This window comes from Rhizobium sp. CFBP 8762, assembly GCF_014841565.1.
Taxonomy (GTDB): domain Bacteria; phylum Pseudomonadota; class Alphaproteobacteria; order Rhizobiales; family Rhizobiaceae; genus CFBP-8762.
The window spans coordinates 207,094-229,007 of the sequence record NZ_JACYUD010000001.1; the positions used below are offsets into that span (position 1 = coordinate 207,094).

A 21,914-nucleotide genomic window follows, 5' to 3' on the forward strand; every position below is an offset into this window, starting at 1 on the left:
GCCTACAAAAAGTCAAGGCCAGCCTCACGTATCGTGGTCCGGGTGCTGGTAGCTGACGATTGTGTGGAGAAAGTCACCTGCGCCGTCGTCCTCTTCGGTTCTCTTGGCCTTGAGGGTATGCAGCGTATCGACAAAGGCAATTTTACCTTCCAGACCGTACTGTATAACAGGCGGCAATGCCGCGGGATCATCGAAAGCGCCAGCGGCAACGGCAACGCCATCGGGTGCTTCATAGGTCAGAGGTGTGCCGCAATCGGAGCAGAAGCCGCGTTTGACATGGTTGGATGAGGCGAACCGCTTTGGCTCACCCCGGGTCCACTGAAAGTCATGGCCACGCACGCTGACCAGCGGCGCGTAATAAGCGCCAAACGCTTTCTGACACATGCGGCAATGGCAAATTGAGCTGTCATTCGGGCGTCCCTGTACGGCAAAGCGCACCGCGCCACACTGGCAACCGCCCGTGTAAACGCCCTCATAACCCTGCGTCATCGCTTGATCTCCCATGTGGTGATGCGGTCACCGGTCGACGCGTCCTTGCCATCTTTCAACTGAATGCCAGCTTCCGCAAGTGCGTTGCGGATGGCATCCGCGCTGGCAAAGTCTTTGGCTTTCAGAAATTCCAACCGCTGCGCCACCTGCCGGTCCACATCATCGGCCATGGCGTCGTCCACCTCGACAGGCGCCAGGGTCAGCCCCAGTAGTTCCGCGCTGGCGACGAAATCCGCCAGAAGCTCGGGGTTTCCAGCCGCTTTCTGCGCAAGAGTATGAATGGCCTGCACAGCTGCCACGGTGTTGAGATCGTCCGCCAAAGCCGAGAGGATGGCATCGTCCGGTTTGCCACCGGCAGCATCCGTCAACGGCCATTTTGCCAGCAGCCGTTCGGCCTCTTCCAGCCGCTTGACGGAAAAATCAATCGGTTCCCGGTAGTGCGTCATCAACATGGCAAGCCGCAGAACCATGCCGGGCCACTTGCGGCCTCCAAAGGCCTCCGTTTCCAGAAGATCGAAAATCGTGACGAAGTTGCCTTCGGACTTCGACATCTTGCGGCCTTCCACCTGCACGAAACCATTGTGCATCCAGACCTTCGCCATCATGGGCGTACCGTGGGCGCAGCGTGATTGTGCCAGTTCGTTTTCATGGTGCGGGAAAATCAAGTCCAGCCCACCACCATGGATATCGAATGTATCACCGAGATAGCGCTGGCTCATGGCCGAGCATTCGATATGCCAGCCGGGGCGACCCTTTTCGCCCCATGGCGAAGGCCAGCCCGGCTCATGCGGGGCCGACATTTTCCACAGCACGAAATCACCAGCGTGTTTCTTGTGGGCATCCACTGCCACACGGGCACCGGCCTGTTGCTCATCCAGATTGCGCTTCGACAGCTGCCCGTAATCGGCCATGGAGCGGGTGTCGAACAGCACCTCGCCCTCGGTCTCATAGGCATGGCCGTTGGCAATCAGCCGCTCGATCATGGCAATCATCTGGGTGATGTTGTCGGTGGCACGCGGCTGGACGGTCGGCTCCAGGCAGCCGAGCTCAGTTGCGTCGTTCAGAAACTGCTTTTCGGTTTTCTCCGTCACCGCACGGATCGCATCATTCAGCGCAAGGCCCGGATAGTCGCGCAGCGCCCGGGCGTTGATCTTGTCATCCACGTCGGTGATATTGCGGGCGTATGTCACATGGGTCTCGCCATAGACATGGCGCAACAGACGATAAAGCACGTCAAAAACGATAACCGGGCGGGCATTTCCGATATGTGCAAAGTCATAGACGGTTGGGCCACACACGTACATGCGGACGTTTGTGGCATCCAGCGGCTGAAACACATCCTTCTGACGGGTCAGAGTATTGTAGAATTTCAGGTCTGGCCTTTGAACCCTCTCCACGGCACCCATCGTCACGTCACCCATCGTCAGGTCTCCTCATCACCCGCGCGGGTGATCATTACAGCGCCGCGCGTCACGTATGACGCGCCAAGGTCGCTGTACATATTAAAGTGGCTGCATAAATTCATGCTCAAATCGATTTCGATTTCAGAATGAATTTATGCAGCAATCGATTTGGCGCTTTATTGCGTGCGCCTGGTGAGCGGTCAAGCGGGGGTATAGTTATGACATTTCTGCAACAATCGATCACTCAACATATACGGCCACGCAGAGGCCTTATCCCTGCCTCTGTTTTGTCACTTTAGCACATCATGGATCATCCTGCAGCGGGCCGGAGGAGCCACCCGCACCAACGATGGAGACGACAGTGACCGCCCCGAAGAAGCCCGAAATGACAAATGCCGACCTCATTTCCAAGTATCGTCCTGTCGGCATCAAGGCCGTTGTGGCCGCTGCCCTGCACCTGAAAGCCAAGCCGCTGCCGGCCAAGGCTGCGACGTCGACGATCTAAAAAAGCGTAACCGCCAGCTTGCGGCCAGCAGCGCCAGATCAAGCACGATCAAACCATCCAGAACTCGCCATGCGGCGGGTCTTCCCGACAGAGAACGCGAGCAGACTTCACAGGTTCAGAACAAGCTCATCTGCGCGGGCGGTGGCGGCGGTGGCGGCGGCTTGAGTTCGATCGGTTGCTGCAATTGCGGCCCGACATTTTGCACAGCATTGACAAGTTCCGATACCGGTACGGCGGTGAAGTCATCATCAGGGGCGGGCTTCATCAGGTCGATCACATCGCGCGGCTCCTGTGTCTTACAGTCCAGCCAACGCTCGTAATCCCCGGGCGCAATCACAACCGGCATACGCTCATGAATGGCGCGAAGCGTGGCGTTGGCCTTAACTGTCAGAATGGCGCCGGTATCCAGCTCCGAGCCGTCGGCAGAACTCCACGTTTCCATCACCCCGGCGAAAGCAACGATCCCGCCCGCTTGCGGGCTGATCCAGTAGGGCTGCCTGTCGCTCGGTCGCCATTCATAAAAACCGGAGGCGGGCACCAGCACGCGGCGGTGGCGCATAGCCGCCTTGAACGACGCCTTCTCGATTGCCGATTCGCAGCGCGCATTGATGAGCAGAGGAAAGTCTCTGGGGTCCTTGACCCAGCCGGGCGTAAAACCCCAGCGCACCAGAAGTGCACGCCGATTTGCGACATTGCTGCCGGGTCCCTGCCCCTCGCCCGATGCGATGATCAGGATAGGCTGGGTGGGTGCGATGTTGTATCGTTCGGGAAAACCATCAAGGTCAACCAGATCGAAATGATCCTTGAGCTGTTGCGGCGAAGCCGTCAAAGAGAAGCGTCCACACATGCTTCATTCTGGCACTTTTGCTAAAGTTCGGTCAACCGCCGAAGCATGGCCCGCGCAAAAGTGTGCAGCGGTTTTGCAATGATGGCATGCGATAAGATAAAGACTGAAAGCGTGTAGATTGAATCTGAAAGATCGCGACACGCTTTGGTAAACTCCGGAGTGCCTATGTCCCTACCCAAAGCTGCATCATCCGCTGTTCTCATAAGGGATGGTCGCTATCTGCTGGTGCTGCGCAGCAACCCTCCCTCGCAACATATGTATGCCTTTCCGGGCGGGCGGGCGGAGCCGGGCGAAAGCCCGGAACAGACGGCCCTGCGGGAATTTTTTGAGGAAACAGGCATTGTGGCGCACAGCCCGACCCTGTTTGAAACCTATGATCTGCAGACGCGCAATGCCGATGGCACTTTGGCGAGCCACTTCTTCCTCTCCGTCTTTACCGTAGAAGCTGATGCAGACAGTATTGCTGTGGCCGGGGATGATGCGGGTGAACTCGGCTGGTTTACAGCAGAGGAAGTCTACGCCCTGCCGATTCCTGACAGCGTTCGCGTCTGCGTGGAAAAGCTGGAGGCGCGCCGATGAAGCCTTTTGATACCCTTTTGGCTTCGGTCACTGCCTGTGCCTGTCTGTGCTCTCCCGTTCAGGCCCAACTGGCTATTGTCACGCCGCCGCAACAATCAGCCCCCTATGACGAGCAGCTTGGACGCCTCTCGGAAATCCTGGGCTCCGTGCATTATCTCAGAACCCTGTGCAAGCAGGCCGCGGGTCCAGACTGGCGGCAGTCCATGCAGGACCTTCTCAACGGTGAAACGGCAAACGAGGAGGAGCGCAAGGCACGGCTGACCGCAAGTTTCAACCGGGGATATCGCGCTTTTGCGTCCGTTTACACCGCGTGCACGCCCGCTGCCATCGCGGTGGAGGAAGCCTACCGTGCCAAGGGCGCAACACTGGTTTCCGAAATTACAGCCCGGTTTGGCAATTAATTCCTGCAATTCAGCCTATCACATTGAATTGACCTCAAAATTGATTATTTGACGCAAAGAGTACAATGGCTCATACGTTAACGATAAATTCATAAGTTTCACCGGCAACCCGTGCTGTTGGCGCAAAAGGCTGCTAAGGTCTGAATCTTAAGGTCAAGGACGAGAAGCCAGCATGGAACGAATGATGGAACCCAGCCTCAACGATATCGACGACATGATCGTGCATGAAAAAATGCAGGTGGCTATGGAGCATCAGAACGAAGCATGGGCCGATGGCATGGCTGATGGGATCGAGCCTGAGATCATAGCAGATGCGGCTATCGCACTTGCCATGCGCGAAACCATTCGCCTGCACGGCGAAGACGGTGCCGAAGCTATGCTCAACGAACTGCGCGAGCGCATGCTGGCCGGTGAATTTTCCCCTGAACGCAGTTTGCAGTAACGAACATCATGCAGAAGCCTGTCGGACATCGTGGTCTTTCCAGCGTCTTGCGCACGCTTATGTGCGCCACGGGTTTATGTGTCGCAATGGCAGGCCCTGATGCCACGTCCGCATTTGCACTGAGCGCTGGAAGCAATGTTATTGCGTTGAGCGAACTGAAAACGATTCCCGGCGATGCGCCTTCTGACGACTCGAGCGAGCCGCAGACAGAAACCGCACCCACACAGCTTCCCCTGCCCGATCCGCTGATCAACAAAGCGCAGCCGAAGGACGAACCGGCAGCAGAGACGGGGGACAAACAGGACGATACGCCAGACGGCCCGGTAGAGATCTCCAACGACATATCCAAGCTGCCCGCGCCAGTCAGCCGTATGCGGGAACTGATGATCGAGGCCGCCCGCACGGGTGATATTTCCAGGCTGACGCCACTTTTGGGCAAGGGTCCTACGCAGACGCAAGTTGGCGGAAGCGACGCCGGTGACAATCCGGCAGAGACGCTGAAAGGCCTGTCCGGTGATCCCGACGGTATCGAGATCATGGCGATTTTGATTGATGTTCTGTCCACGGGCTACGCGCACATTGGCGCTGGCACACCGGAGGAAATGTATGTCTGGCCCTATTTCAGCGAAAAAGCGTTGAACACGCTGACCCCGCCTGAAAAGGTGGACCTTCTGCGGCTCGTGACCGCCGGGGACTATCTAGGAATGCAGGAATTCGGCAATTACAACTTCTACCGCACCGGCATCACGCCGGATGGGCAGTGGAAGTTCTTCGTGGCCGGCGATTGAGTTTTTCCCACACTTGCTGACAGGGTTTGGACGTATTACCTGTTTCCAACACTTGAACAGGATATGATCGATGCCAAGCGTTACCCTCACTGATCGTGCGGTCCTATCCGTGACCGGAGCAGACGCGGAAACCTTTCTGCAAGCCCTGATTACCACGGATGTGAAAACACTTGGGGCAAATGACGCACGGCCGGGTGCCCTGCTGACGCCGCAGGGCAAGATTCTGTTCGACTTCATGATCACGCGGCAAGCCGATGGGTTCCGAATCGAGACCGCGAGCGCGCAGATCGACGCGCTGGCCAAACGCCTGTTGCTCTACAAGCTGCGCGCCGCCGTGACCTTTCAAACCGAAAACCCGTCAGCCGTCACCGTCACCTGGGATGACGGGAACGAAGACGGCTATCGCGACAGCCGGTTTGAAAAAGCCGGAGTGTCGCTCTACCGGCACTATGGACAAGCAGGCAGGACAGATGAAGCAGCCTACCACGCCTTGCGGGTTCTCCACGGCATTGTTGAATCTCCCTTCGATTACGCGCTTCAGGATGCGTTTCCACACGATGTGTTGCTGGACCTGAATGACGGGCTTTCGTTCCGCAAGGGCTGCTATGTCGGTCAGGAAGTGGTGTCGCGCATGCAGCATCGCGGCACGGCCAGACGCCGCGTGGTGCAGGTCACCGGCGATTCCGCGCTTCCCGCGCCCGGCACGGACATCACTGTCAACGGGCGCAGCATCGGCACACTGGGTGGCACAAGCGGGCGCGATGGCGTGGCCATCCTGCGGCTGGATAAGGTTGCCGATGCCATGGCTGCCGGTCAGGCGATACAGGCAGGCGAGACTACCCTCACCGTCACCCTCCCCGCATGGTCCGGTCTGTCCTTTCCGGCAACGGAACCTGCAACCGGTCAGGAGACCCTCGCCTGATGCCCGCCCCGGAACCGCGCGCATGGCAACGGATGCTGTCCGGCCGCAGGCTGGATTTGCTGAACCCTTCTCCGCTGGATGTGGAACTGTCCGATATCGCCCACGGGCTGGCGCGGGTAGCCCGCTGGAACGGACAGACGGAAGGCGACCACGCCTTTTCCGTTGCGCAGCATTCGCTGGTGGTAGAAGCCATTTTCAGGCGACTACCCGCCAGTTCACCGGATGCGAACGCCCCGGAGGACTGTCTGATGGCGCTGCTGCATGATGCGCCCGAATATGTGATCGGCGATATGATTTCACCGTTCAAATCGGTTGTCGGTGGCGGGTACAAATCGGTCGAGCACCGCCTGGAAAGCGCAATTTTCCTGCGTTTCGGCCTGCCCGCGACACCTGCGGCGGAACTCAAGGACCGGATCAAGAAAGCCGACCAGATTGCTGCTTATTTTGAAGCCACGGCTCTGGCCGGGTTTTCGCTGGAAGAAGGGCGAAAGATTTTCGGCCAACCGCGTGGCATCACCCGCGACATGCTGGGCCTGACCCCACTGCCGACGAAGGAAGCACAGCGCCAGTTCTGTGCCCGCTTTGCCGAACTGGAAGCCGAACGCGGTGGGTCTTCCAATGGCTGAGATTGTCGTATCGTCCCTGTCGCACATTGCCGAAGCTGCGGTTCGCCACAAATCCAGCGAGATGATCAGCCTGCTGGCGAAAGGCCAAAGCTTTCACAGGCCTGCCGTGGTTGCAGGCCATCGCCATCTCGTTCTGGATATGAACGACATCGCCGTTGCCCGCCATCAAATCCTGATTGCACCCGGCCGCGACCATGTGGAGCGCCTGATTGAGTTTGCCCTTACATGGGATCGCACCGCGCCTCTGCTGGTGCACTGCTGGATGGGTGTATCACGCTCACCAGCGGCGGCAATGATCTGCGCGCTGGCGATACAACCGGAGCAGGACGATGATCAACTTGCCAAACGCCTGCGCAAGGCCGCACCATTTGCCACGCCCAATGCACGGCTGATCGAGATTGCCGACGACCTTCTCTCCCGGCAGGGGCGATTGATTGCCGCGGTCGAGGGAATTGGCCGTGGGCGCGACTATCAAGGAGACGGCTATTTTTCGTTCAGCGCTTTTGGCGAGGCCGCATGACGACGGCGTTCACCTTTGAAATCGGCTTGAATGCCGTCATCGTTTCGGTCGCAGGCCCATCGCCGCGATTGCTGGTCATGCCGGAAGATGGCAAACCCCACGCACTGGCCAGCTTGCCGTTCGGCCCTTTCGACCCCGCCGTGCACCGCACGTTTGAAGCCAGTGTCCGGGCCCGTGTAGAGGCACAAACCGCTTTGAAGCTCGGTTATATCGAGCAGCTTTACACCTTCGGCGATCGCGGACGCCAGCGTCTGGCCACGGAAGACGGTATCCACATGGTCTCCGTTGGCTATCTCGCTTTGACCCGCGCCATGGAAACGACCGATAGCTGGCGCGACTGGTACACGTATCTGCCATGGGAAGATTGGCGGGATGGCCGCCCGGCCAGTCTGGACCGCACCATTCTGCCCGCCTTGACGGAATGGGCGAGGCACGACCGGGGCCAGCGCCATGCCCGCCTCCGGCTGGCCTTTGGTCTTGATGATTTTCCATGGGACGAAGAACGGGTGCTGGAGCGCTACGAACTTTTGTATGAGGCAGGGCTGGTCGAAGAAGCCGTCACGGACGGTGCCGCCCGGGTGCGCTCCGCTGCCATGGCAGGCGTGGCCATGTGTCACGACCATCGCCGGATTCTGGCCACCGCTATTGCGCGTCTCAGGGGCAAAATCAAATATCGCCCGGTGATCTTCGAGCTGATGCCACCCGATTTTACGCTGACCGACTTGCAAACCACCGTGGAAGCCATCTCTGGCCGCCACCTGCACAAGCAGAATTTCCGGCGGCTGGTGGAGGGTGCTGAACTGGTGGAGCCCACGGGCGTTTCCAGTACGGCGACAGGCGGCAGACCGGCTGCACTGTTCCGGTTTCGCAGCCAGATACTGGATGAGCGGCCCGCCCCCGGCATCAAAATGGGTGGGCGGTCTTCAACCTGAGGTTTACCTTGACGTGGAACAACCCAGCCCCATTTAAGCATATTGCACAAAAGTGTGCAGCGGTTTTGTGAAACGATATGCGAAAACAGAACCACATTGAACAGTTGAACCGAACGATTACAAGGCAGACTTTATGGATGATCAAGGCTTTTTCGTCGCTACACGGGCGGCAGTGGGTCAAGCAAGTTCGCTGGCCGTACAATACTCCTTCTCCATTTTGGGCGCATTGTTTCTTCTCGTGGTCGGCTGGTTTGTCGCCCGTGTCATTCATAACTGGGCGTTGGCCGGTCTCTCCAAAATTCATGGATTTGATGAAACGCTGGTGCGTTTCTTTGCCAATATTCTGCGCTACGTCATTCTCATTCTGGTGTTCATCACTGTGCTCGGGCAGTTCGGCGTTCAAACCGCGTCCATCATCGCCGCACTCGGTGCTGCGGGCCTGGCGGTTGGTCTGGCGCTTCAGGGCACGTTGCAGAATATTGCAGCCGGCATCATGCTGCTGGTGTTGCGACCGTTCCGCGTCGGCGAATATATCGAGACTGGAGCGATATCCGGCACGATCCAGGAAATCGGACTGTTTGCAACCGAGTTGAAAAGTGCCGATGGTCTGTATCGTCTCGCGCCCAACTCCACGCTGTGGAATACGCCTGTTACCAACTACAGCCGGTTGGACTCGCGCCGCTATGAATTAACTGTTTCCGTGCCAGAAACCGGTGATCTCAAGGCCACCGAACGGATGTTGATGGAATTGGCAGAGCGTGACCGCCGGGTGCTGGATACGCCACCGCCGCGCACATTTATTGACAAGCTGGACGGGTCATCAACTTCAGTGACGTTGCGCTATTGGGTCTCAACCCGTGAGTGGTTCGACACGACGCGTGATCTCAACCGGCAGGCAAAATTTGCCATGGATGAGATGAATTCACAACAGGCCGAAGCGGCAGAGTGAAAGCCGCCCGCTTTGATACATTCAGCAGGCGGCTACGGTAATCAGCGAACAACGGCGCAGGAGAGACGGTCTCCTGCGTCACCCGCCGGTTGGCTGCGATAGTCGTCGGAGCGGTCATGGATCATGAGCGCACGACCGCGAATACCGTTTTCCTTGTCGTCCAGAGAGACGAAACTGTTGAACACCTGAGCTCTCAGCACACCATCAGATCCGACATATTGATTGGGCATATCGCCTGCATGGGGTCCGTTCGATGCGAGATACCCATGGTCCTTGTTGGTGGGATTGAAATGCGCGCCTGCTGACTTGAAATGGTCGCCATGCTCGCAGGTGCCGGTTTCGTGGACATGGAAAGCCACCCATTTGCCTGGCGGAAGGTCGCTGATTTCCACCTCGAACAGCACACCGTTTGCAGTGCTGGTCAGCGTGGCGCGTCCTGATTCTTTTCCATCGGTGTTGTTGAATGTCGCAGTGGCTGTCTGGCTGTTTTGCTGTGCCAGCGCAGGGGCTGCAAGACCGGCCGCAATGGCTATCGCTGCTATCAAAGTTTTTGTCATCGCCGTCTCCTCATTCCGCTTGATAGTTGAGAAGAAGCAACGCGGTCATCGCAGGGCGGTTCCCATGTTCATGACGAACTGCGAATTTTCAGCGGTATGCCTTCCGGGCGTGTTGTTACAACCGTCAACGGATCGCCGCACCGGATGACCCCGGTTTTGCGCACGATAGCGTCCCAGCCAAACAGAACCCCCGCCACACGCCGGTCGCCGGACATGCGCGTGCGCTGCAAGGCCTGCAGCGGATTGCCACCCTGTCGCTCCCCCGTCATCTGGTCGATGGAGGTCACGACGCATCGCGTGCAGGGCTTGACGAGATCAAGCGTCACCTCGCCGATCTGCACAGTCTTCCATGTGTCTTCAGCCCAAGGCTCTGCGTCGTCGATGACAATATTGGCCCGGAACCGCTCAATGCCCACCGGCGGCTGGCCCAACCCTTCAAGCGTTTGATTGACCGCAGAAAGAGATGCAAGATTGGCGATCAGCACCGGAAAGCCATCGGTAAAGCTCGTGGAAACCGGCGCGTCCAGCCAGTCATCTTCAGCGAGCCGTGACGATTGATCATCCATGGCGACCAGTAGCGCCGGGCGACCCAGCCATGCCGTTAAAGCCTGATTGACCGGCTCTTCGGCAATGGCAGCGTTGACGGCGCTGCTCCAGACCGTCACGTCCATCCGGGCCGATGTAAAGCCGCCTGTGACACTGTTTCCGTCCATGTGCAGACAGAGTGCATCGCCATGAACCTCCACTTCCAGCCGTGCCAATATATGCACTTGCCGCTGGGTCATGAACCGCCCATCGGGCGAGACGACCATGAACCGGCGGTCGCCAGACAGTCCAAGAACGTCCACAGCGCTTTCGCGAAGCGGCACAGCCCGGGCGCTTTTGATGGGGTAGATGGCCAGACCGGCAACGTGCATCGCTATTTCCCTGTATCCTGTATTGCTGTGGAATTGCGGGTCAGAACCCGTTGATAAAACAGTCCGATACCGATCAGAACACCGCCGAGACCGATGAAGGAGAGCGCCCGCAGGAAGCCTTCCAGATTGGACATATCAACCAGAAAGACCTTGACGACCGTAACCACGACGAGAACCGCGGAAACGACACGAAGGCTGCGCAGATTGAACCGAGTACCTGCGACCAGCGAAAGAACACCCAGCAACAACCAGACCACGGAATAGGTATAGGTCTCACCGGACAGAAAGCCTTTCCAGTAGGCAATGTCGGTTCCCTGCCAGAACCGGCGCACGCTGAGTGTCACCCACGCAAAGCCGAGAAGAACGCTGGATGCGGACAAAGCCTTGACATAAGCAGGCGCTTTGCGGCCTTGCGAAAGGCGGACCAGCGCAGCAAACGCCAAGGCTGGCAGCAGATAGCCGATCAACAGCAGATCGACCACCGGCCAGCGCCCCAGCAATTCACCAGTGCGGTAGGGGTTGAGACCGACCAGATGCACACTCAACACCAACAACAACGAAACGACACCCGCCAGAAGGCTACCATAGCGGAAAACGGGGCTTGCAGATTTTAAGTTCAACGACATCAGCGTGATGGATCCGCCAAGCGTGATCAGCGTGTAAAGCGATTGTTCGCCCAAACTCGGAATGGAGGATGTCAGCACACCACCATTCATCCCGTGCCGAACGAGAATGGCAATCGTGAGCATGACAAACAGGGTTGCCAGTGCCTGAAGCGCGTTGCGCAGTCTAATATCAGCTGTGTGGCGCAGCCAATAGCAACTCATTACCAGTAGCAGCGCCGGAAAGCCGTAGCCGGGCAACAAAGCGTTGAAGACCGGTGTGACACCAAGATTGGCTGAAACGACCACGGTCGGCTGCCAGAGAATGCGCACCAGAACCACCAGCGCTGCCATCACCATCATCCAAGGCAAAGCGGGCCAGCGAACGAAACGGGTGGACAGCACAAACGCAAAGCCAAGGGCCGCAGTCAGCATGGTGGCAGTCAGATCATGGGTCAGCGTATGTATGACAATGACCAGGCTGAGGAACGCTCCGAGAATAACAAAGGCTTGTGCCTTGCGCACGGCGCGCTCCTCTGTCGGAGCAAGGCGAGAGGCAACCCAGATGTATGCCCCGGCTAACAGGGCGGCAAAAGCTGCATGCCGCCACTCCATGCTGTAGTTTCCGGCCAGGCCATAGGAAATGGTCAGCAATGCCGCAGGTACCAGTGCCATCAGCAATCCCCAGAGCGTGAACGAGCCCGCTGCCCGTTGTCGATGGACAAGCAGAGACGCCGCACCGCAGAGGAAAAACACGGTGGAGAGCACCATGGCCGTTACGATGATCGGCGTTCCCATGGTTAGGTATTGCGTGTTCCAGAGACCCACCACTGCCCCAAAGGCCGCAAAAATCGCCGGAATAATAGCGCGCGGATGGAGACTTCCCAAGGCTGCCAAAGCTGAAATCACGACGACGAAAGCCGCGATGGTGTGGCCCTGGGATAGCCGGTAAGGGTCAAGCATGAACAATGCGCCAGCCGCGACTGCCAGCGCCGCCGTGAGGTAGATGCTGGTATGCCGACCGGACCGCAGACGTTGTCTGAATCGACCGATAGCGCTTCTGGATTCCAACCCGTCCTCATAGACCAGAACGGGCGCGTCAGCGGCGGGCCAGACAAAACCGACCCCTGCGACGACCACCAGCAGCAGAAACGCGACAGGCAGAACGTTGAATGGTTCTTCCGTTTGCAGATAGGCAACCGACCACAGGAGAACACCGATATTGGCCAGAACAGGCACAACCCGCCACCGTCGCAGCCGTGCCGCCGCATAGGTTGCACCCCATGAAACGGCCAGAAAGCCGAACAGGCTCCACGGCGCGGGGGCCTGCGACGAGACGAGAATGGGGGTTGCCATGGAAGCGACCAGACCAAGACCCGCCAGGGCCTGTCCATGCAACAGCGACAGGGCGACCGTTGCCAGCGCCACGAGCGCCAGAGCCAGAAAAGCGAGTGTTGGCCCGATAAAGCCGTAGACGCCATGCGCCGCATAGATCGCCCCAAACAGGCTCACGGTTCCCGCAGCGGTCAACACGCCCGGTATCAGCGCGTTGCGTGTCTGCGGCAATTGGGTGTTCAGCAGGGGTAGCGCACGGCGGCGCACGATTTCGCCCAGAAGCATAAGAAGAAGACCGAAAGCTGCCGCAAGCGTGAGCCGTACGGCAGGGCCCAGCAGCCCGCTTTCAATGGAATATTTCACCATGAACAGCCCGCCAAAGGCGAGCGCAACGCCCCCAACCCACACCGCCCAGCGAGCGCCAAGAGCCCCTTCACCGACTGTACTTTTCGGTGCCGGTTTTACCGGTGGCAGCGCAGCCTCCTGAACAACGGGTTCCGGGTTTGGTTCGGCGATCGTGTCATCGAAGCTTGTTTCAGCAAGCGGCACAGACACGCTCATGTCCGGCTCCGCAAGCGTCAGCGGCCCGGACCCAGCCTTCAGCTTGGCCAGTTCGGCTTGCAAGGCTTTGACGTCCGTTGCCAGTCGCCGACTTTGAATCAACGCGACACAAGCCAGCACAAGCGCAATAAACTCAATCATACACTTATCCTGACTTGCTGCTTTCGGCCTGACGTGCTGCCTTCGGCTGGCGCAGGGCTTTCAATGCCGCTTCTACGAACCCGTTGCGGGCACTGGAAATATCGATACCGCGCGGTTCATACACGTGTCGCGTTAAAAAATACCCTGTCAGCTTGAAAGCATCGCTTAAGGATTCCGGGTTGGCGGCCTTGGCCGCACCGGCGGTGAGAAAGCCCGGTAGCGTCAGCATCTTGTCAGCCCATGGTTCCCCCGCCTCCCGGCTGACGGCGCGGCCCGATTTGGGCGACACATACACCAGATCGCTGCGCACACCCGTTGCCGCGCACTGCAAAAGATCGAGGCCGAAGCCGAGATCGTTCAGCACAGCCAGCTCAAAGCGCACAAACAATTCCCCGGCATCAGCGGGATCGTGGAGGTTATCGAGGATGACATTCAGGGCATCGTAGAGATGCGGGTGCGGGTCACGCTCCGGCAACAACCGCAGCAAAGCGCCCATGGCTTGTACGCCAAAAACAGCCGTTGCTGTTTCCATCAGGCGGGCGGCGCGCAGTTGCACCGGCTCGATTTGAAAGGCGCCGAGATGTTCATCGAGCCGCGCCCGCCAGGTTACGTCCACTTCATTGCCGGGTTGCAAAACAGGCTGCATGGTGCGCGACCGCCCGCCGCGCACGAGGCCCAGATGGCGACCCCGCGCACGGGTCATGATCTCAGCGATAACGCTGGTTTCGCCCTGGCGTTTTACGCCCAGTATAATCGCCTGATCCTGCCACTGCATATCTGCTGTTTATACCGATAGGGTGTGAGAAACCAGTAAGAAACCAATGAGAACCTGAAGCATGATCCGACCGAAGTGAAACGAGGATCGACAAGATCATGCGGCACAATGAAGATTTAAGGTGACACGCCACCGATCCGCTTTTCCATGGAAGCCAGAATTTTGGCTGCCAGCGGAAGATAGTCACCGTCAAAATGGTGGCCGCCTTCAAGTTCCAGCTTTTCAGCACCGGCCAGAGCTGGATCCTTGCACGCGGTCTCATCCTCCTCGCTGCCATAGATACACAAGACCCGATCCTGCGGGAGCGCCGCAATGGCAGGGGCAACCTTGTTATCGCCCCCAAGCCCCAGCCAGTTTTCTACCGAGACCTGAAATGGCGTGGTGGTTTCCGTTCCCAACAGCCCGAAAAACCGGATGCGGTTTTGCACATGCGGCGGCAGATAGGGCCACGCGAACGGCACAGTATTGGCCCCGAAGGAGTAGCCAAGAAGCGCCACCGGCAGTTTGCCGCTTGGGTCCGCACTCCTAATGATCGCCGCCGCATCGCGGGCAATCTCTTCCGGTGTGCGCACCGACCAGAAGTACCGCAGGCTATCGACACCCACGACCTGAACACCGTCATTGGCCAAGGCATCCCCCAGCGATTTGTCGATATCGCGCCAGCCGCCGTCGCCCGAGTAAAAAAGCGCGAGGAACCGTGGCTTACCCTTTGCTGGCAGGGTGACGATGGGCAGCGCCTGAGACCGTGCATCGGCGCGGGCGAGATCCAGCGCCGTCTGGGCTGCAAGGTCGAACCGCGCCTCCGGGGTTGGCGCTGTCTTTACCGTCAGCGCCACATGCCCCGGCTCAAGCGCTGGCGCGGCAATTGTTTCCGGGTTTTGCTGCACGAGCACGCCGGGGTCCGGCAGGGACGCGTTCAGCGCATAGGAATATCCTTGACCACTGCTTTCCTTGGTAAATTTGGCCCCCTCACAGACCGGCGCCACGGTATTGACCGTCGCCGCAGGGTCCAGAGCCACGGCACCGCCGAGTGTTGCATCCGGCGCATCGGCCAGAGCAGCGTAGGCCAAGGTGCCGCCTTCTCCCATTCCAAGGACCACCGGATGGAAATACCTGTTCGATTCCAGAACGCGCTGCGCTTCCTTGGCGATGCCTTCAAAGTCGGCACCGACATACATGCAGTCTCCGTCTTCTTTGTTCAATTCCTTACGCCAGACCGTGAGATCGACAGGCAGAACAATCAGATCATCGGCCAGCAGGCGCGTGGTCATCGCCTTCTCTTGCTCGCCCATGCCATCCGCGCCGGAGAGCATAATCACCAGCCCCTCCGGCTCGCCCTTCGGCACCAGAACGGAAATGTTGTTCAGGCGCTCGGACGATACCGGCTCAACGGATTTTGTCCCATTCAGCCAGCGTGGATTGAGGGTGTAAACACCGGCCAGCACAACGGCTGCCGCCAGAACGCCGGCAAGCGCCCAGCGAAACATTTTGGATGTCATTTGCGAACAAGCTCCAGAGGATGACCGCTCACCAGCGTCGTTACGTCGAGTAGCGAACGCGGCGTATCCAGTCCCGGGGGGCAGATGAGGTAATGCGGTGTCCAGACCGGGCCAAATTTTTCCTTGAAGGACCGCAAACCATCGAAATGATAAAAATCACGCCCGCGCCGGTAGAGGAACGACCCGAAGCGGTTCCACCGTGAGGCCAGCCGGGAATTAACCAGGCCCGAAAGCGGCGCCGCACCGAGATTGAACCAGTGATAGCCCTCGCCCTTGGCATAGACCATAATTTTGGCGAACAGCGCATCCATAATGATCTTGGAGGCATCGGGCCGGTGACGCATGAGGTCCACGGCGATCTCATGGCGGTCTCCGCTGCGCCAGAGATTGGCGAAGGCGACAATTTCGCCATGGTAGCGCATGACCGCCATATCGAAATGTGCGAGAAAAGCAGGATCGAAAAAGCCGAGCGAGAAGCGTTTCTCCGACCCGGACTTCATGGCAAGCCACGCATCCGATACCGCCTCCAGTTCCGGTATGATCGACAGAACCTTGTCCTTGGGGACGATTTCGAAAACCAGGTCTTCCTTGTCGGCGCGACGATCCGCATAGCGCAGCGGCTGTCGTTTTGCGCCATCCAGCGTAAACGTGGTCAGGTCTACGCGCGCAATTTCTCCAAGCTTGAGCGCGACCAGACCCATATCCAGAAACAGCGGCAGGTGTTCGGTGCCCACCTCATAAAACACCGTACGGGCACCGGTTCGGTCTGCCAGATCGTGAAAGGCCCAGGCCAGTTCGCCGATTTGTTCCTCCGGCCCAACCGGTTCGCCCATGGCAATCAGGCTGCCGCCGGAGCGCGCATACATGACAAACCCCCGCCCATCCGTCGACATGAGAAAGCGCTTGTCGCCAAGCAGCGCCAATGCTGCTGTCGTATTGCGCGCCTGCGCAACAATGTGCGGCACTTCCGTTGGTATCGCCTGATAGCCGGATTTGCGACCACCGCGTTGGTTGATGAGCGTATGAATGAGCGCGGCCAGAAGCACGGTGCCGATCAGCACCGCAGCCCGCATGAAGCGCGGAGCATCGCTATCGAATGCAAACTCCCACCACAGATCGTGCGAATATTCGATATCGTTAAAGGCAAACAGGCCCAGAAAGATACTGCCAAAGACGATGGCGCTGACGCTGGCAAGCCAGCCCCAGGACAGTTGCAGGCCGCGATCCAGCGGACGCCGATAAAAGGAGTCGCGAAACAGCCAAAGCACAGCGGCGAGCATGGAAAGAATGAGCGCCTCTTCCCAATCCAGCCCTTTGGCGAGGGCAAACACGGCCCCGCTGGAAAACAGCACGAGACCCACCACCCAAGCACGCCGCAACCGTTTGGCCAGCCCACGCGCCACGATCAGCAGCGCGACAGCCACAAAGCTTGCGGCCAGATGCGACAGTTCCAGAATCGGCAGCGGCAGGTAATTGGCCAGCACATCCACCCGGTTCGAAAGGTCCGGCGTCAGTGACGAAATCAACAGAATGATCGCGCCGAGAAAAGCGATGCCCGCCGAAAGAGGTGGTATCAGCGGCTCCATAACCCGCGCCACAGCTTTGGCCGGGGCAGACAGTCTTTCGCGCCGACGCAGAACCTCCGATACCACCAGAGCCGCCACTGCCACCAGAAACGGCAGAACCGTATAAATGACGCGGTAGGCCACCAGTGCCGCAATGGCATCCGGATTTTGACCAAGTCCGAGACCGGCAATGACGGTCGCCTCGAACGCGCCGACTCCGCCCGGCGAATGGCTGATAATGCCGAGCATAACGGCAACGACATAAACCAGCACGAAAACCGCGAAGCTGGACACCGACCCGGAGGGTAGAAGAACGTAGAGCGTGGCTGCCGCTGCCGCGACATCCACCAGTCCCGCGCCAATCTGCACCAATGCGCCGTTGGAACTCGGCAGCCTTACCGACATACGGCCAAGACTTAATGTCCTCTCCCCACGCGACAACCATATGACCAGCGCGGCAATTGCGCCGAGAACCGCCAGTCCTGCGGTAACATCCACCGCCGGATGGACGGAAGACAGCCACGGCACGCCCGTCGGGTCGGCAACCATTGCGATGGCGATCATGATGGCGAACGCAAACCAGATGGCGAACCAGGATGTGCCGATGATTCGGCCAATATCGGCAAGGTTGATGCCCTCGGCTGCGTAGACCCGGTAGCGAAGCGCACCGCCTGTGACCAGCGAAAAGCCCAGAGCATTGGAAATGGCATAGCCAGCGGCACCGGCCATCAACGAGATCCGCCGGGGAATTTTGCCCGGTGCAATCGTGTCGACTGCCACCACATCATACGCCGCAACTGCCGCAAAACTGATTGTGGTGAAAATCAACGCCAGTAGTATCGATGTTCCGGGTATCTGGGTGATGGCCGCCAACACGTCATCAAAGGCGATATTCTGCAGCAATCGCCCCAGAATAAAGAACGCCAGAAGTGCGATGACCAGACCGATCACCGGCATACCGACACGCTGGAAACGTTTGCGGGTGAGCGCCTGAAAAAACCGGTTTGCCGAGTTTCCGACAGGACCGGGATTGGCTTTGGTGATTGCGGGGTCTGTGGTTTTCTCGTCTACCGTCATCGCGTGGCCTGCCTTGCCCATGATCATCTGCTTATACTGGGCAGATGCGGAACGGACGTTAGGGATTTTGCAACAGCGCGGCAAATTACAAATTTGCAACGCGGACCCGTGAACAAAACCACCGCTGTTTCGTTCCAGCCCCGGCGAAAAGGGACCGGGCTACCGCATGGCTAATGTGATCTTAAAACAACACATAAAGTTGAACGGATTTTTGCTCTTTTTTCACCAATTGAGCGCCATGATTGCCCTTAATAAACGTAGTGAATGAAAAAGTGTCCTCCCCACTCAACTTTTCGGGCCCAACAAACGCAATGGCCAGTGAAAAAATGGCCCGTAACCGTAATGGAATGTAAAATGCTGCTCTCATTCGCCCGTCTCGGCGGGCTCCCGCGCCTGTGCGCCCTGTTCCTACTGCCAGTTGTCATCGCAGGCTGCGTATCGTCCGGCCCCGGCCCGGCGCGCAAGCGCGCGCCTGATCCGCGTTATGTCGCGATGTATGCGGAGCGCCCGGAGGAAAAGTATCCGCTGCCTGCCATCGACATCAGCAATGTCGATCCGCAATATTTCCGCCAGCAGGTTCCGTATTCACGCGGCGACGTGCCCGGCACCATCGTTGTCGATACCCAGAATCGTTTCCTGTATCTGGTGCAGGAAGGCGGCATGGCCATGCGTTACGGCATCGGCGTCGGCAAGGCGGGTCTGGCCTTTGAAGGCAATGCCTATATCGGCCGCAAGGCGGAATGGCCGCGCTGGACCCCGACCCAGAGCATGATTGCCCGCGAGCCTGATCGCTACGGACCGCTTGCCAACGGTATGGATCCCGGTGTGACCAACCCGCTTGGGCCGCGTGCGCTTTATCTCTACAAGGACGGCAACGATACACTGTTCCGTCTGCACGGCACCACCGAACCATGGTCCATCGGCAAGGCGGTTTCCAGCGGATGTATCCGCCTGTTCAACCACGATATCATCGACCTCTACAGCCGCGTTCCGACCGGCGCCCGCGTCGTGGTACTGCAAAACGAGCAGGAACCGGCAGGCGAGGAAATGTCCAGTGATCCGGTTCTGGAAGGCCCCGTCCCTCCGGGCATGATCTAAGCTTCGAAAAAAGCCCCGTCGCCGGGGCTTTTTTTATCGCTCAATTCCGGTGGGGTTGTCTACTTGCGCTTCATGGCTTCGGCCAGCGCTGCGCCGAACGCGCCCTGTGATGGCGCTTCGGCTTTGGGCGGGGTGCGAACATCGCGACGGGGCGGTGCACCCTTTGTCGCCGCAAAATCATTGCGGGGTGCTGCCTCACCACCACCATCTCGGCGCATAGTCAGCCCGATGCGTTTGCGCGGAACGTCTACCTCGGTCACCCGCACCTTCACCACATCGCCCGCCTTGACAACCTCATGCGGGTCTTTGATGAAACGGTCGGCCAGCTGCGACACATGCACCAGTCCATCCTGATGCACGCCGATATCGACAAAGGCGCCAAACGCCGCAACATTGGTGACGGTGCCTTCCAGTAGCATCCCCGGTTTCAGGTCCTTGATATCATCGATACCATCGGCAAACGTCGCCGTCTTGAAGCTTGGGCGCGGATCGCGGCCGGGCTTTTCCAGTTCCGCCAAAATATCCCGGACTGTGGGCAGACCGAAACGGTCATCCACAAACTGTTTGGGATCGAGGCTTTTCAGCACGGCACTATCGCCCATGATCGAGCGCAAATCACGACCGCAGGCCGCAACGATTTTTTTGGCGACGCCATAGGCTTCAGGGTGCACCGAGGACCAATCGAGCGGCTCCTTGCCATCGCGGATTCGCAGGAAACCAGCGCACTGCTCGAATGTCCGTGCACCAAGACGCGGGACTTTCAGCAGATCCTTGCGGCTGGAAAACGCGCCGGTCTGGTCGCGGTAGGTCACGATGGCGTCAGCGATTGCATCGCTTAAGCCGGAAACGCGCGCCAGAAGCGGACCCGAGGCGGTGTTCAGATCCACGCCAACCGCATTCACCGCGTCTTCCACGACCGCATCCAGCGAGCGGCTCAAACGGTTCTGATCCACATCATGCTGATACTGACCCACGCCGATGGACTTCGGCTCGATCTTCACCAGTTCCGCCAGCGGGTCTTGCAGACGGCGGGCGATGGAGACCGCCCCGCGCAGTGACACATCGAGATTGGGAAACTCTGCCGCTGCCCGCTCGGATGCGGAATAGACCGACGCGCCCGCCTCCGAAACGATGACCTTGGTTGGCTTGTTACCCGTTGTGGCAGGAAGTGCCGCAATCAGATCGGCCACCAGCTTTTCGGTTTCGCGGCTGCCGGTGCCGTTGCCAATCGCAATCAGTTCAACCGAATGCCTGGTCATCAGTTTGGCAAGTTCCGCCTGCGCGCCGCGCACATCGTTGCGCGGTTGGAACGGGTAGACGGTGGATGTTTCCAACAGCTTGCCGGTCCCATCGACAACGGCCACCTTCACGCCCGTGCGGATACCGGGATCGAGGCCCATCGTTGCGCGAGAACCAGCCGGTGCCGCCAGCAGCAAATCTTTGAGATTACGCGCGAAAACGTGAATCGCTTCTTCCTCTGCCCGCTCCCGCAACTCGCGGATGAGATCGAGCGACAAGGACAGCGACAGCTTCACGCGCCATGTCCAGCCGATTACTTCCATCAGCCAGCGGTCGCCGGGCAGCGTGCCACCGACGCCATACACGGACGCGATGATCCGCTCGACCGGCTTGACGGCTGACGTATCGTCCTGATCCACGACAATATCGACGGACAGGAATTCCTCGTTCCACCCGCGCAGCATCGCCAGAGCACGATGGCCCGGCACCGTGCCCCAACGCTCGGAATGATCGAAATAGTCGGAGAATTTTGCACCCGCCTCCTGCTTGCCCTCGACAACCCGGGCACGCAGATAAGCGTTCGCTTTCATGTGGTTTCGCAGCTTGCCGAGCAGATCGGCATTTTCTGTAAAGCCTTCGGCGACAATATCACGCGCGCCTTCCAGCGCTGCTTTCACATCCGGCACATCGGCAGACAGGTAGGCGGTTGCAAGGTCCTGCGGTGCTTTGCTGCGGTCAGCCAGAATTGCCTCAGCCAGTGCACCCAATCCCCGCTCGCGGGCGATTTCCGCTTTTGTACGGCGCTTCGGCTTGTAGGGAAGATAAATATCTTCCAGTTCCGCCTTGGTCACAACGGCGGCAATCTTGTTTTCCAACTCGTCGGTCAGCTTGCCCTGCCCGCGTATGGACTCCAGTATCGACGTGCGACGCGCTTCAAGCTCCCGCAGATATGTCAGCCGCTCCGCCAGATTGCGCAGTTGCGTATCGTCCAGTCCACCGGTGATTTCCTTTCGGTAACGCGCGATGAACGGCACCGTCGCACCCTCATCCAGAAGGGCCACGGCCGCATTTACCTGCGCCGGGGCAGCCTTGATTTCAGCGGCGATAATGACAGCAATGTGCTGAGCCTGACGGGCCATGGTAAG

21 protein-coding genes are annotated in these 21,914 nt (G+C 58.9%); 11 read left to right on the top strand and 10 right to left on the bottom strand.

Annotation, left to right across the window (positions count from 1 at the left end):
- Positions 1 to 24: 24 nt before the first annotated feature.
- Both IFT84_RS00965 and cysS read right to left on the bottom strand, forming a co-directional pair.
- Positions 25 to 489, bottom strand: a complete 465-nt coding sequence (locus IFT84_RS00965) for a GFA family protein (protein ID WP_192116777.1) — start codon at positions 487 to 489, stop codon at positions 25 to 27.
- Complete coding sequence (gene cysS, locus IFT84_RS00970; RefSeq protein ID WP_192117544.1) at positions 486 to 1,895, bottom strand: cysteine--tRNA ligase; 1,410 nt, start codon at positions 1,893 to 1,895, stop codon at positions 486 to 488. Before cysS ends, IFT84_RS00965 begins: the two co-directional genes overlap by 4 nt.
- Before the next feature lie 358 nt (positions 1,896 to 2,253).
- Here cysS and IFT84_RS00975 point away from each other — a divergent pair, with 358 nt between their 5' ends.
- A complete protein-coding gene (locus tag IFT84_RS00975; RefSeq protein ID WP_192117614.1) occupies positions 2,254 to 2,397 on the top strand; it encodes a hypothetical protein in 144 nt (47 codons plus the stop codon).
- Between the two features lie 115 nt (positions 2,398 to 2,512).
- Here IFT84_RS00975 and IFT84_RS00980 read toward each other — a convergent pair whose 3' ends face one another.
- Positions 2,513 to 3,244, bottom strand: a complete 732-nt coding sequence (locus IFT84_RS00980; RefSeq protein ID WP_192116778.1) for an SOS response-associated peptidase — start codon at positions 3,242 to 3,244, stop codon at positions 2,513 to 2,515.
- 165 nt (positions 3,245 to 3,409) lie between these two features.
- Here IFT84_RS00980 and IFT84_RS00985 point away from each other — a divergent pair, with 165 nt between their 5' ends.
- From IFT84_RS00985 to IFT84_RS01025, 9 genes are all read left to right on the top strand, one after another.
- Positions 3,410 to 3,823: an NUDIX hydrolase gene (locus IFT84_RS00985; protein WP_192116779.1), complete on the top strand. Its 414-nt coding sequence runs from the start codon at positions 3,410 to 3,412 to the stop codon at positions 3,821 to 3,823.
- The gene (locus IFT84_RS00990; protein WP_192116780.1) at positions 3,820 to 4,224 is read left to right on the top strand and encodes a TIGR02301 family protein; all 405 of its coding nucleotides are present in this window, start codon (positions 3,820 to 3,822) and stop codon (positions 4,222 to 4,224) included. Before IFT84_RS00985 ends, IFT84_RS00990 begins: the two co-directional genes overlap by 4 nt.
- 172 nt (positions 4,225 to 4,396) lie before the next feature.
- On the top strand, positions 4,397 to 4,666 hold the full coding sequence (locus IFT84_RS00995) for a hypothetical protein (protein WP_192116781.1): 270 nt from the start codon (positions 4,397 to 4,399) through the stop codon (positions 4,664 to 4,666).
- Between the two features lie 86 nt (positions 4,667 to 4,752).
- Positions 4,753 to 5,454: a hypothetical protein gene (locus tag IFT84_RS01000; protein ID WP_192116782.1), complete on the top strand. Its 702-nt coding sequence runs from the start codon at positions 4,753 to 4,755 to the stop codon at positions 5,452 to 5,454.
- A gap of 70 nt (positions 5,455 to 5,524) precedes the next feature.
- Entirely contained in the window at positions 5,525 to 6,376 is an 852-nt protein-coding gene (gene ygfZ / locus IFT84_RS01005) for a CAF17-like 4Fe-4S cluster assembly/insertion protein YgfZ (protein WP_192116783.1), read from the top strand.
- Positions 6,376 to 7,002, top strand: a complete 627-nt coding sequence (locus IFT84_RS01010) for a YfbR-like 5'-deoxynucleotidase (protein WP_192116784.1) — start codon at positions 6,376 to 6,378, stop codon at positions 7,000 to 7,002. The genes ygfZ and IFT84_RS01010 overlap by 1 nt, the downstream gene beginning before the upstream one ends.
- Entirely contained in the window at positions 6,995 to 7,522 is a 528-nt protein-coding gene (locus tag IFT84_RS01015; RefSeq protein WP_192116785.1) for a tyrosine phosphatase family protein, read from the top strand. The genes IFT84_RS01010 and IFT84_RS01015 overlap by 8 nt, the downstream gene beginning before the upstream one ends.
- Entirely contained in the window at positions 7,519 to 8,454 is a 936-nt protein-coding gene (locus tag IFT84_RS01020) for an NUDIX hydrolase (protein WP_192116786.1), read from the top strand. Before IFT84_RS01015 ends, IFT84_RS01020 begins: the two co-directional genes overlap by 4 nt.
- A 133-nt stretch (positions 8,455 to 8,587) precedes the next feature.
- Positions 8,588 to 9,403 carry a mechanosensitive ion channel family protein gene (locus IFT84_RS01025; RefSeq protein WP_192116787.1) on the top strand — a complete coding sequence of 272 codons (816 nt, stop codon included), beginning with the start codon at positions 8,588 to 8,590 and terminating at the stop codon, positions 9,401 to 9,403.
- A gap of 41 nt (positions 9,404 to 9,444) precedes the next feature.
- Here the strand turns inward: IFT84_RS01025 and IFT84_RS01030 are convergent, their stop codons facing one another.
- From IFT84_RS01030 to mprF, 6 genes are all read right to left on the bottom strand, one after another.
- Positions 9,445 to 9,960, bottom strand: coding sequence for a superoxide dismutase family protein (locus IFT84_RS01030; RefSeq protein WP_192116788.1), 516 nt, complete (start codon positions 9,958 to 9,960; stop codon positions 9,445 to 9,447).
- A gap of 68 nt (positions 9,961 to 10,028) precedes the next feature.
- Complete coding sequence (locus IFT84_RS01035; protein WP_192116789.1) at positions 10,029 to 10,877, bottom strand: MOSC domain-containing protein; 849 nt, start codon at positions 10,875 to 10,877, stop codon at positions 10,029 to 10,031.
- Positions 10,878 to 10,879: 2 nt separating this feature from the next.
- Positions 10,880 to 13,516, bottom strand: coding sequence for a DUF2339 domain-containing protein (locus IFT84_RS01040; RefSeq protein ID WP_192116790.1), 2,637 nt, complete (start codon positions 13,514 to 13,516; stop codon positions 10,880 to 10,882).
- A gap of 4 nt (positions 13,517 to 13,520) precedes the next feature.
- Positions 13,521 to 14,291, bottom strand: coding sequence for a DNA repair protein RecO (gene recO / locus IFT84_RS01045; RefSeq protein WP_192116791.1), 771 nt, complete (start codon positions 14,289 to 14,291; stop codon positions 13,521 to 13,523).
- Between the two features lie 116 nt (positions 14,292 to 14,407).
- Positions 14,408 to 15,790 (bottom strand): virulence factor family protein, encoded by a 1,383-nt coding sequence (locus IFT84_RS01050; RefSeq protein WP_244651044.1) that lies wholly within the window; start codon positions 15,788 to 15,790, stop codon positions 14,408 to 14,410.
- Entirely contained in the window at positions 15,787 to 18,453 is a 2,667-nt protein-coding gene (gene mprF, locus IFT84_RS01055; protein WP_244651045.1) for a bifunctional lysylphosphatidylglycerol flippase/synthetase MprF, read from the bottom strand. Before mprF ends, IFT84_RS01050 begins: the two co-directional genes overlap by 4 nt.
- A 333-nt stretch (positions 18,454 to 18,786) precedes the next feature.
- Here mprF and IFT84_RS01060 point away from each other — a divergent pair, with 333 nt between their 5' ends.
- Entirely contained in the window at positions 18,787 to 19,530 is a 744-nt protein-coding gene (locus tag IFT84_RS01060) for a L,D-transpeptidase (protein ID WP_192116792.1), read from the top strand.
- Positions 19,531 to 19,589: 59 nt separating this feature from the next.
- Here IFT84_RS01060 and IFT84_RS01065 read toward each other — a convergent pair whose 3' ends face one another.
- Positions 19,590 to 21,908, bottom strand: a complete 2,319-nt coding sequence (locus IFT84_RS01065) for a Tex family protein (RefSeq protein ID WP_192116793.1) — start codon at positions 21,906 to 21,908, stop codon at positions 19,590 to 19,592.
- Between the last annotated feature and the right edge of the window lie 6 nt (positions 21,909 to 21,914).

Coding starts and splice junctions, on each gene's coding strand:
- IFT84_RS00965 (WP_192116777.1), bottom strand. CDS start 489: ATGACGCAGGGTTATGAGGGCGTTTACACGGGCGGTTGCCAGTGTGGC.
- cysS (WP_192117544.1), bottom strand. CDS start 1,895: ATGGGTGCCGTGGAGAGGGTTCAAAGGCCAGACCTGAAATTCTACAAT.
- IFT84_RS00980 (WP_192116778.1), bottom strand. CDS start 3,244: ATGTGTGGACGCTTCTCTTTGACGGCTTCGCCGCAACAGCTCAAGGAT.
- IFT84_RS00985 (WP_192116779.1), top strand. CDS start 3,410: ATGTCCCTACCCAAAGCTGCATCATCCGCTGTTCTCATAAGGGATGGT.
- IFT84_RS00990 (WP_192116780.1), top strand. CDS start 3,820: ATGAAGCCTTTTGATACCCTTTTGGCTTCGGTCACTGCCTGTGCCTGT.
- IFT84_RS00995 (WP_192116781.1), top strand. CDS start 4,397: ATGGAACGAATGATGGAACCCAGCCTCAACGATATCGACGACATGATC.
- IFT84_RS01000 (WP_192116782.1), top strand. CDS start 4,753: ATGGCAGGCCCTGATGCCACGTCCGCATTTGCACTGAGCGCTGGAAGC.
- ygfZ (WP_192116783.1), top strand. CDS start 5,525: ATGCCAAGCGTTACCCTCACTGATCGTGCGGTCCTATCCGTGACCGGA.
- IFT84_RS01010 (WP_192116784.1), top strand. CDS start 6,376: ATGCCCGCCCCGGAACCGCGCGCATGGCAACGGATGCTGTCCGGCCGC.
- IFT84_RS01015 (WP_192116785.1), top strand. CDS start 6,995: ATGGCTGAGATTGTCGTATCGTCCCTGTCGCACATTGCCGAAGCTGCG.
- IFT84_RS01020 (WP_192116786.1), top strand. CDS start 7,519: ATGACGACGGCGTTCACCTTTGAAATCGGCTTGAATGCCGTCATCGTT.
- IFT84_RS01025 (WP_192116787.1), top strand. CDS start 8,588: ATGGATGATCAAGGCTTTTTCGTCGCTACACGGGCGGCAGTGGGTCAA.
- IFT84_RS01030 (WP_192116788.1), bottom strand. CDS start 9,960: ATGACAAAAACTTTGATAGCAGCGATAGCCATTGCGGCCGGTCTTGCA.
- IFT84_RS01035 (WP_192116789.1), bottom strand. CDS start 10,877: ATGCACGTTGCCGGTCTGGCCATCTACCCCATCAAAAGCGCCCGGGCT.
- IFT84_RS01040 (WP_192116790.1), bottom strand. CDS start 13,516: ATGATTGAGTTTATTGCGCTTGTGCTGGCTTGTGTCGCGTTGATTCAA.
- recO (WP_192116791.1), bottom strand. CDS start 14,291: ATGCAGTGGCAGGATCAGGCGATTATACTGGGCGTAAAACGCCAGGGC.
- IFT84_RS01050 (WP_244651044.1), bottom strand. CDS start 15,790: ATGACATCCAAAATGTTTCGCTGGGCGCTTGCCGGCGTTCTGGCGGCA.
- mprF (WP_244651045.1), bottom strand. CDS start 18,453: ATGGGCAAGGCAGGCCACGCGATGACGGTAGACGAGAAAACCACAGAC.
- IFT84_RS01060 (WP_192116792.1), top strand. CDS start 18,787: ATGCTGCTCTCATTCGCCCGTCTCGGCGGGCTCCCGCGCCTGTGCGCC.
- IFT84_RS01065 (WP_192116793.1), bottom strand. CDS start 21,908: ATGGCCCGTCAGGCTCAGCACATTGCTGTCATTATCGCCGCTGAAATC.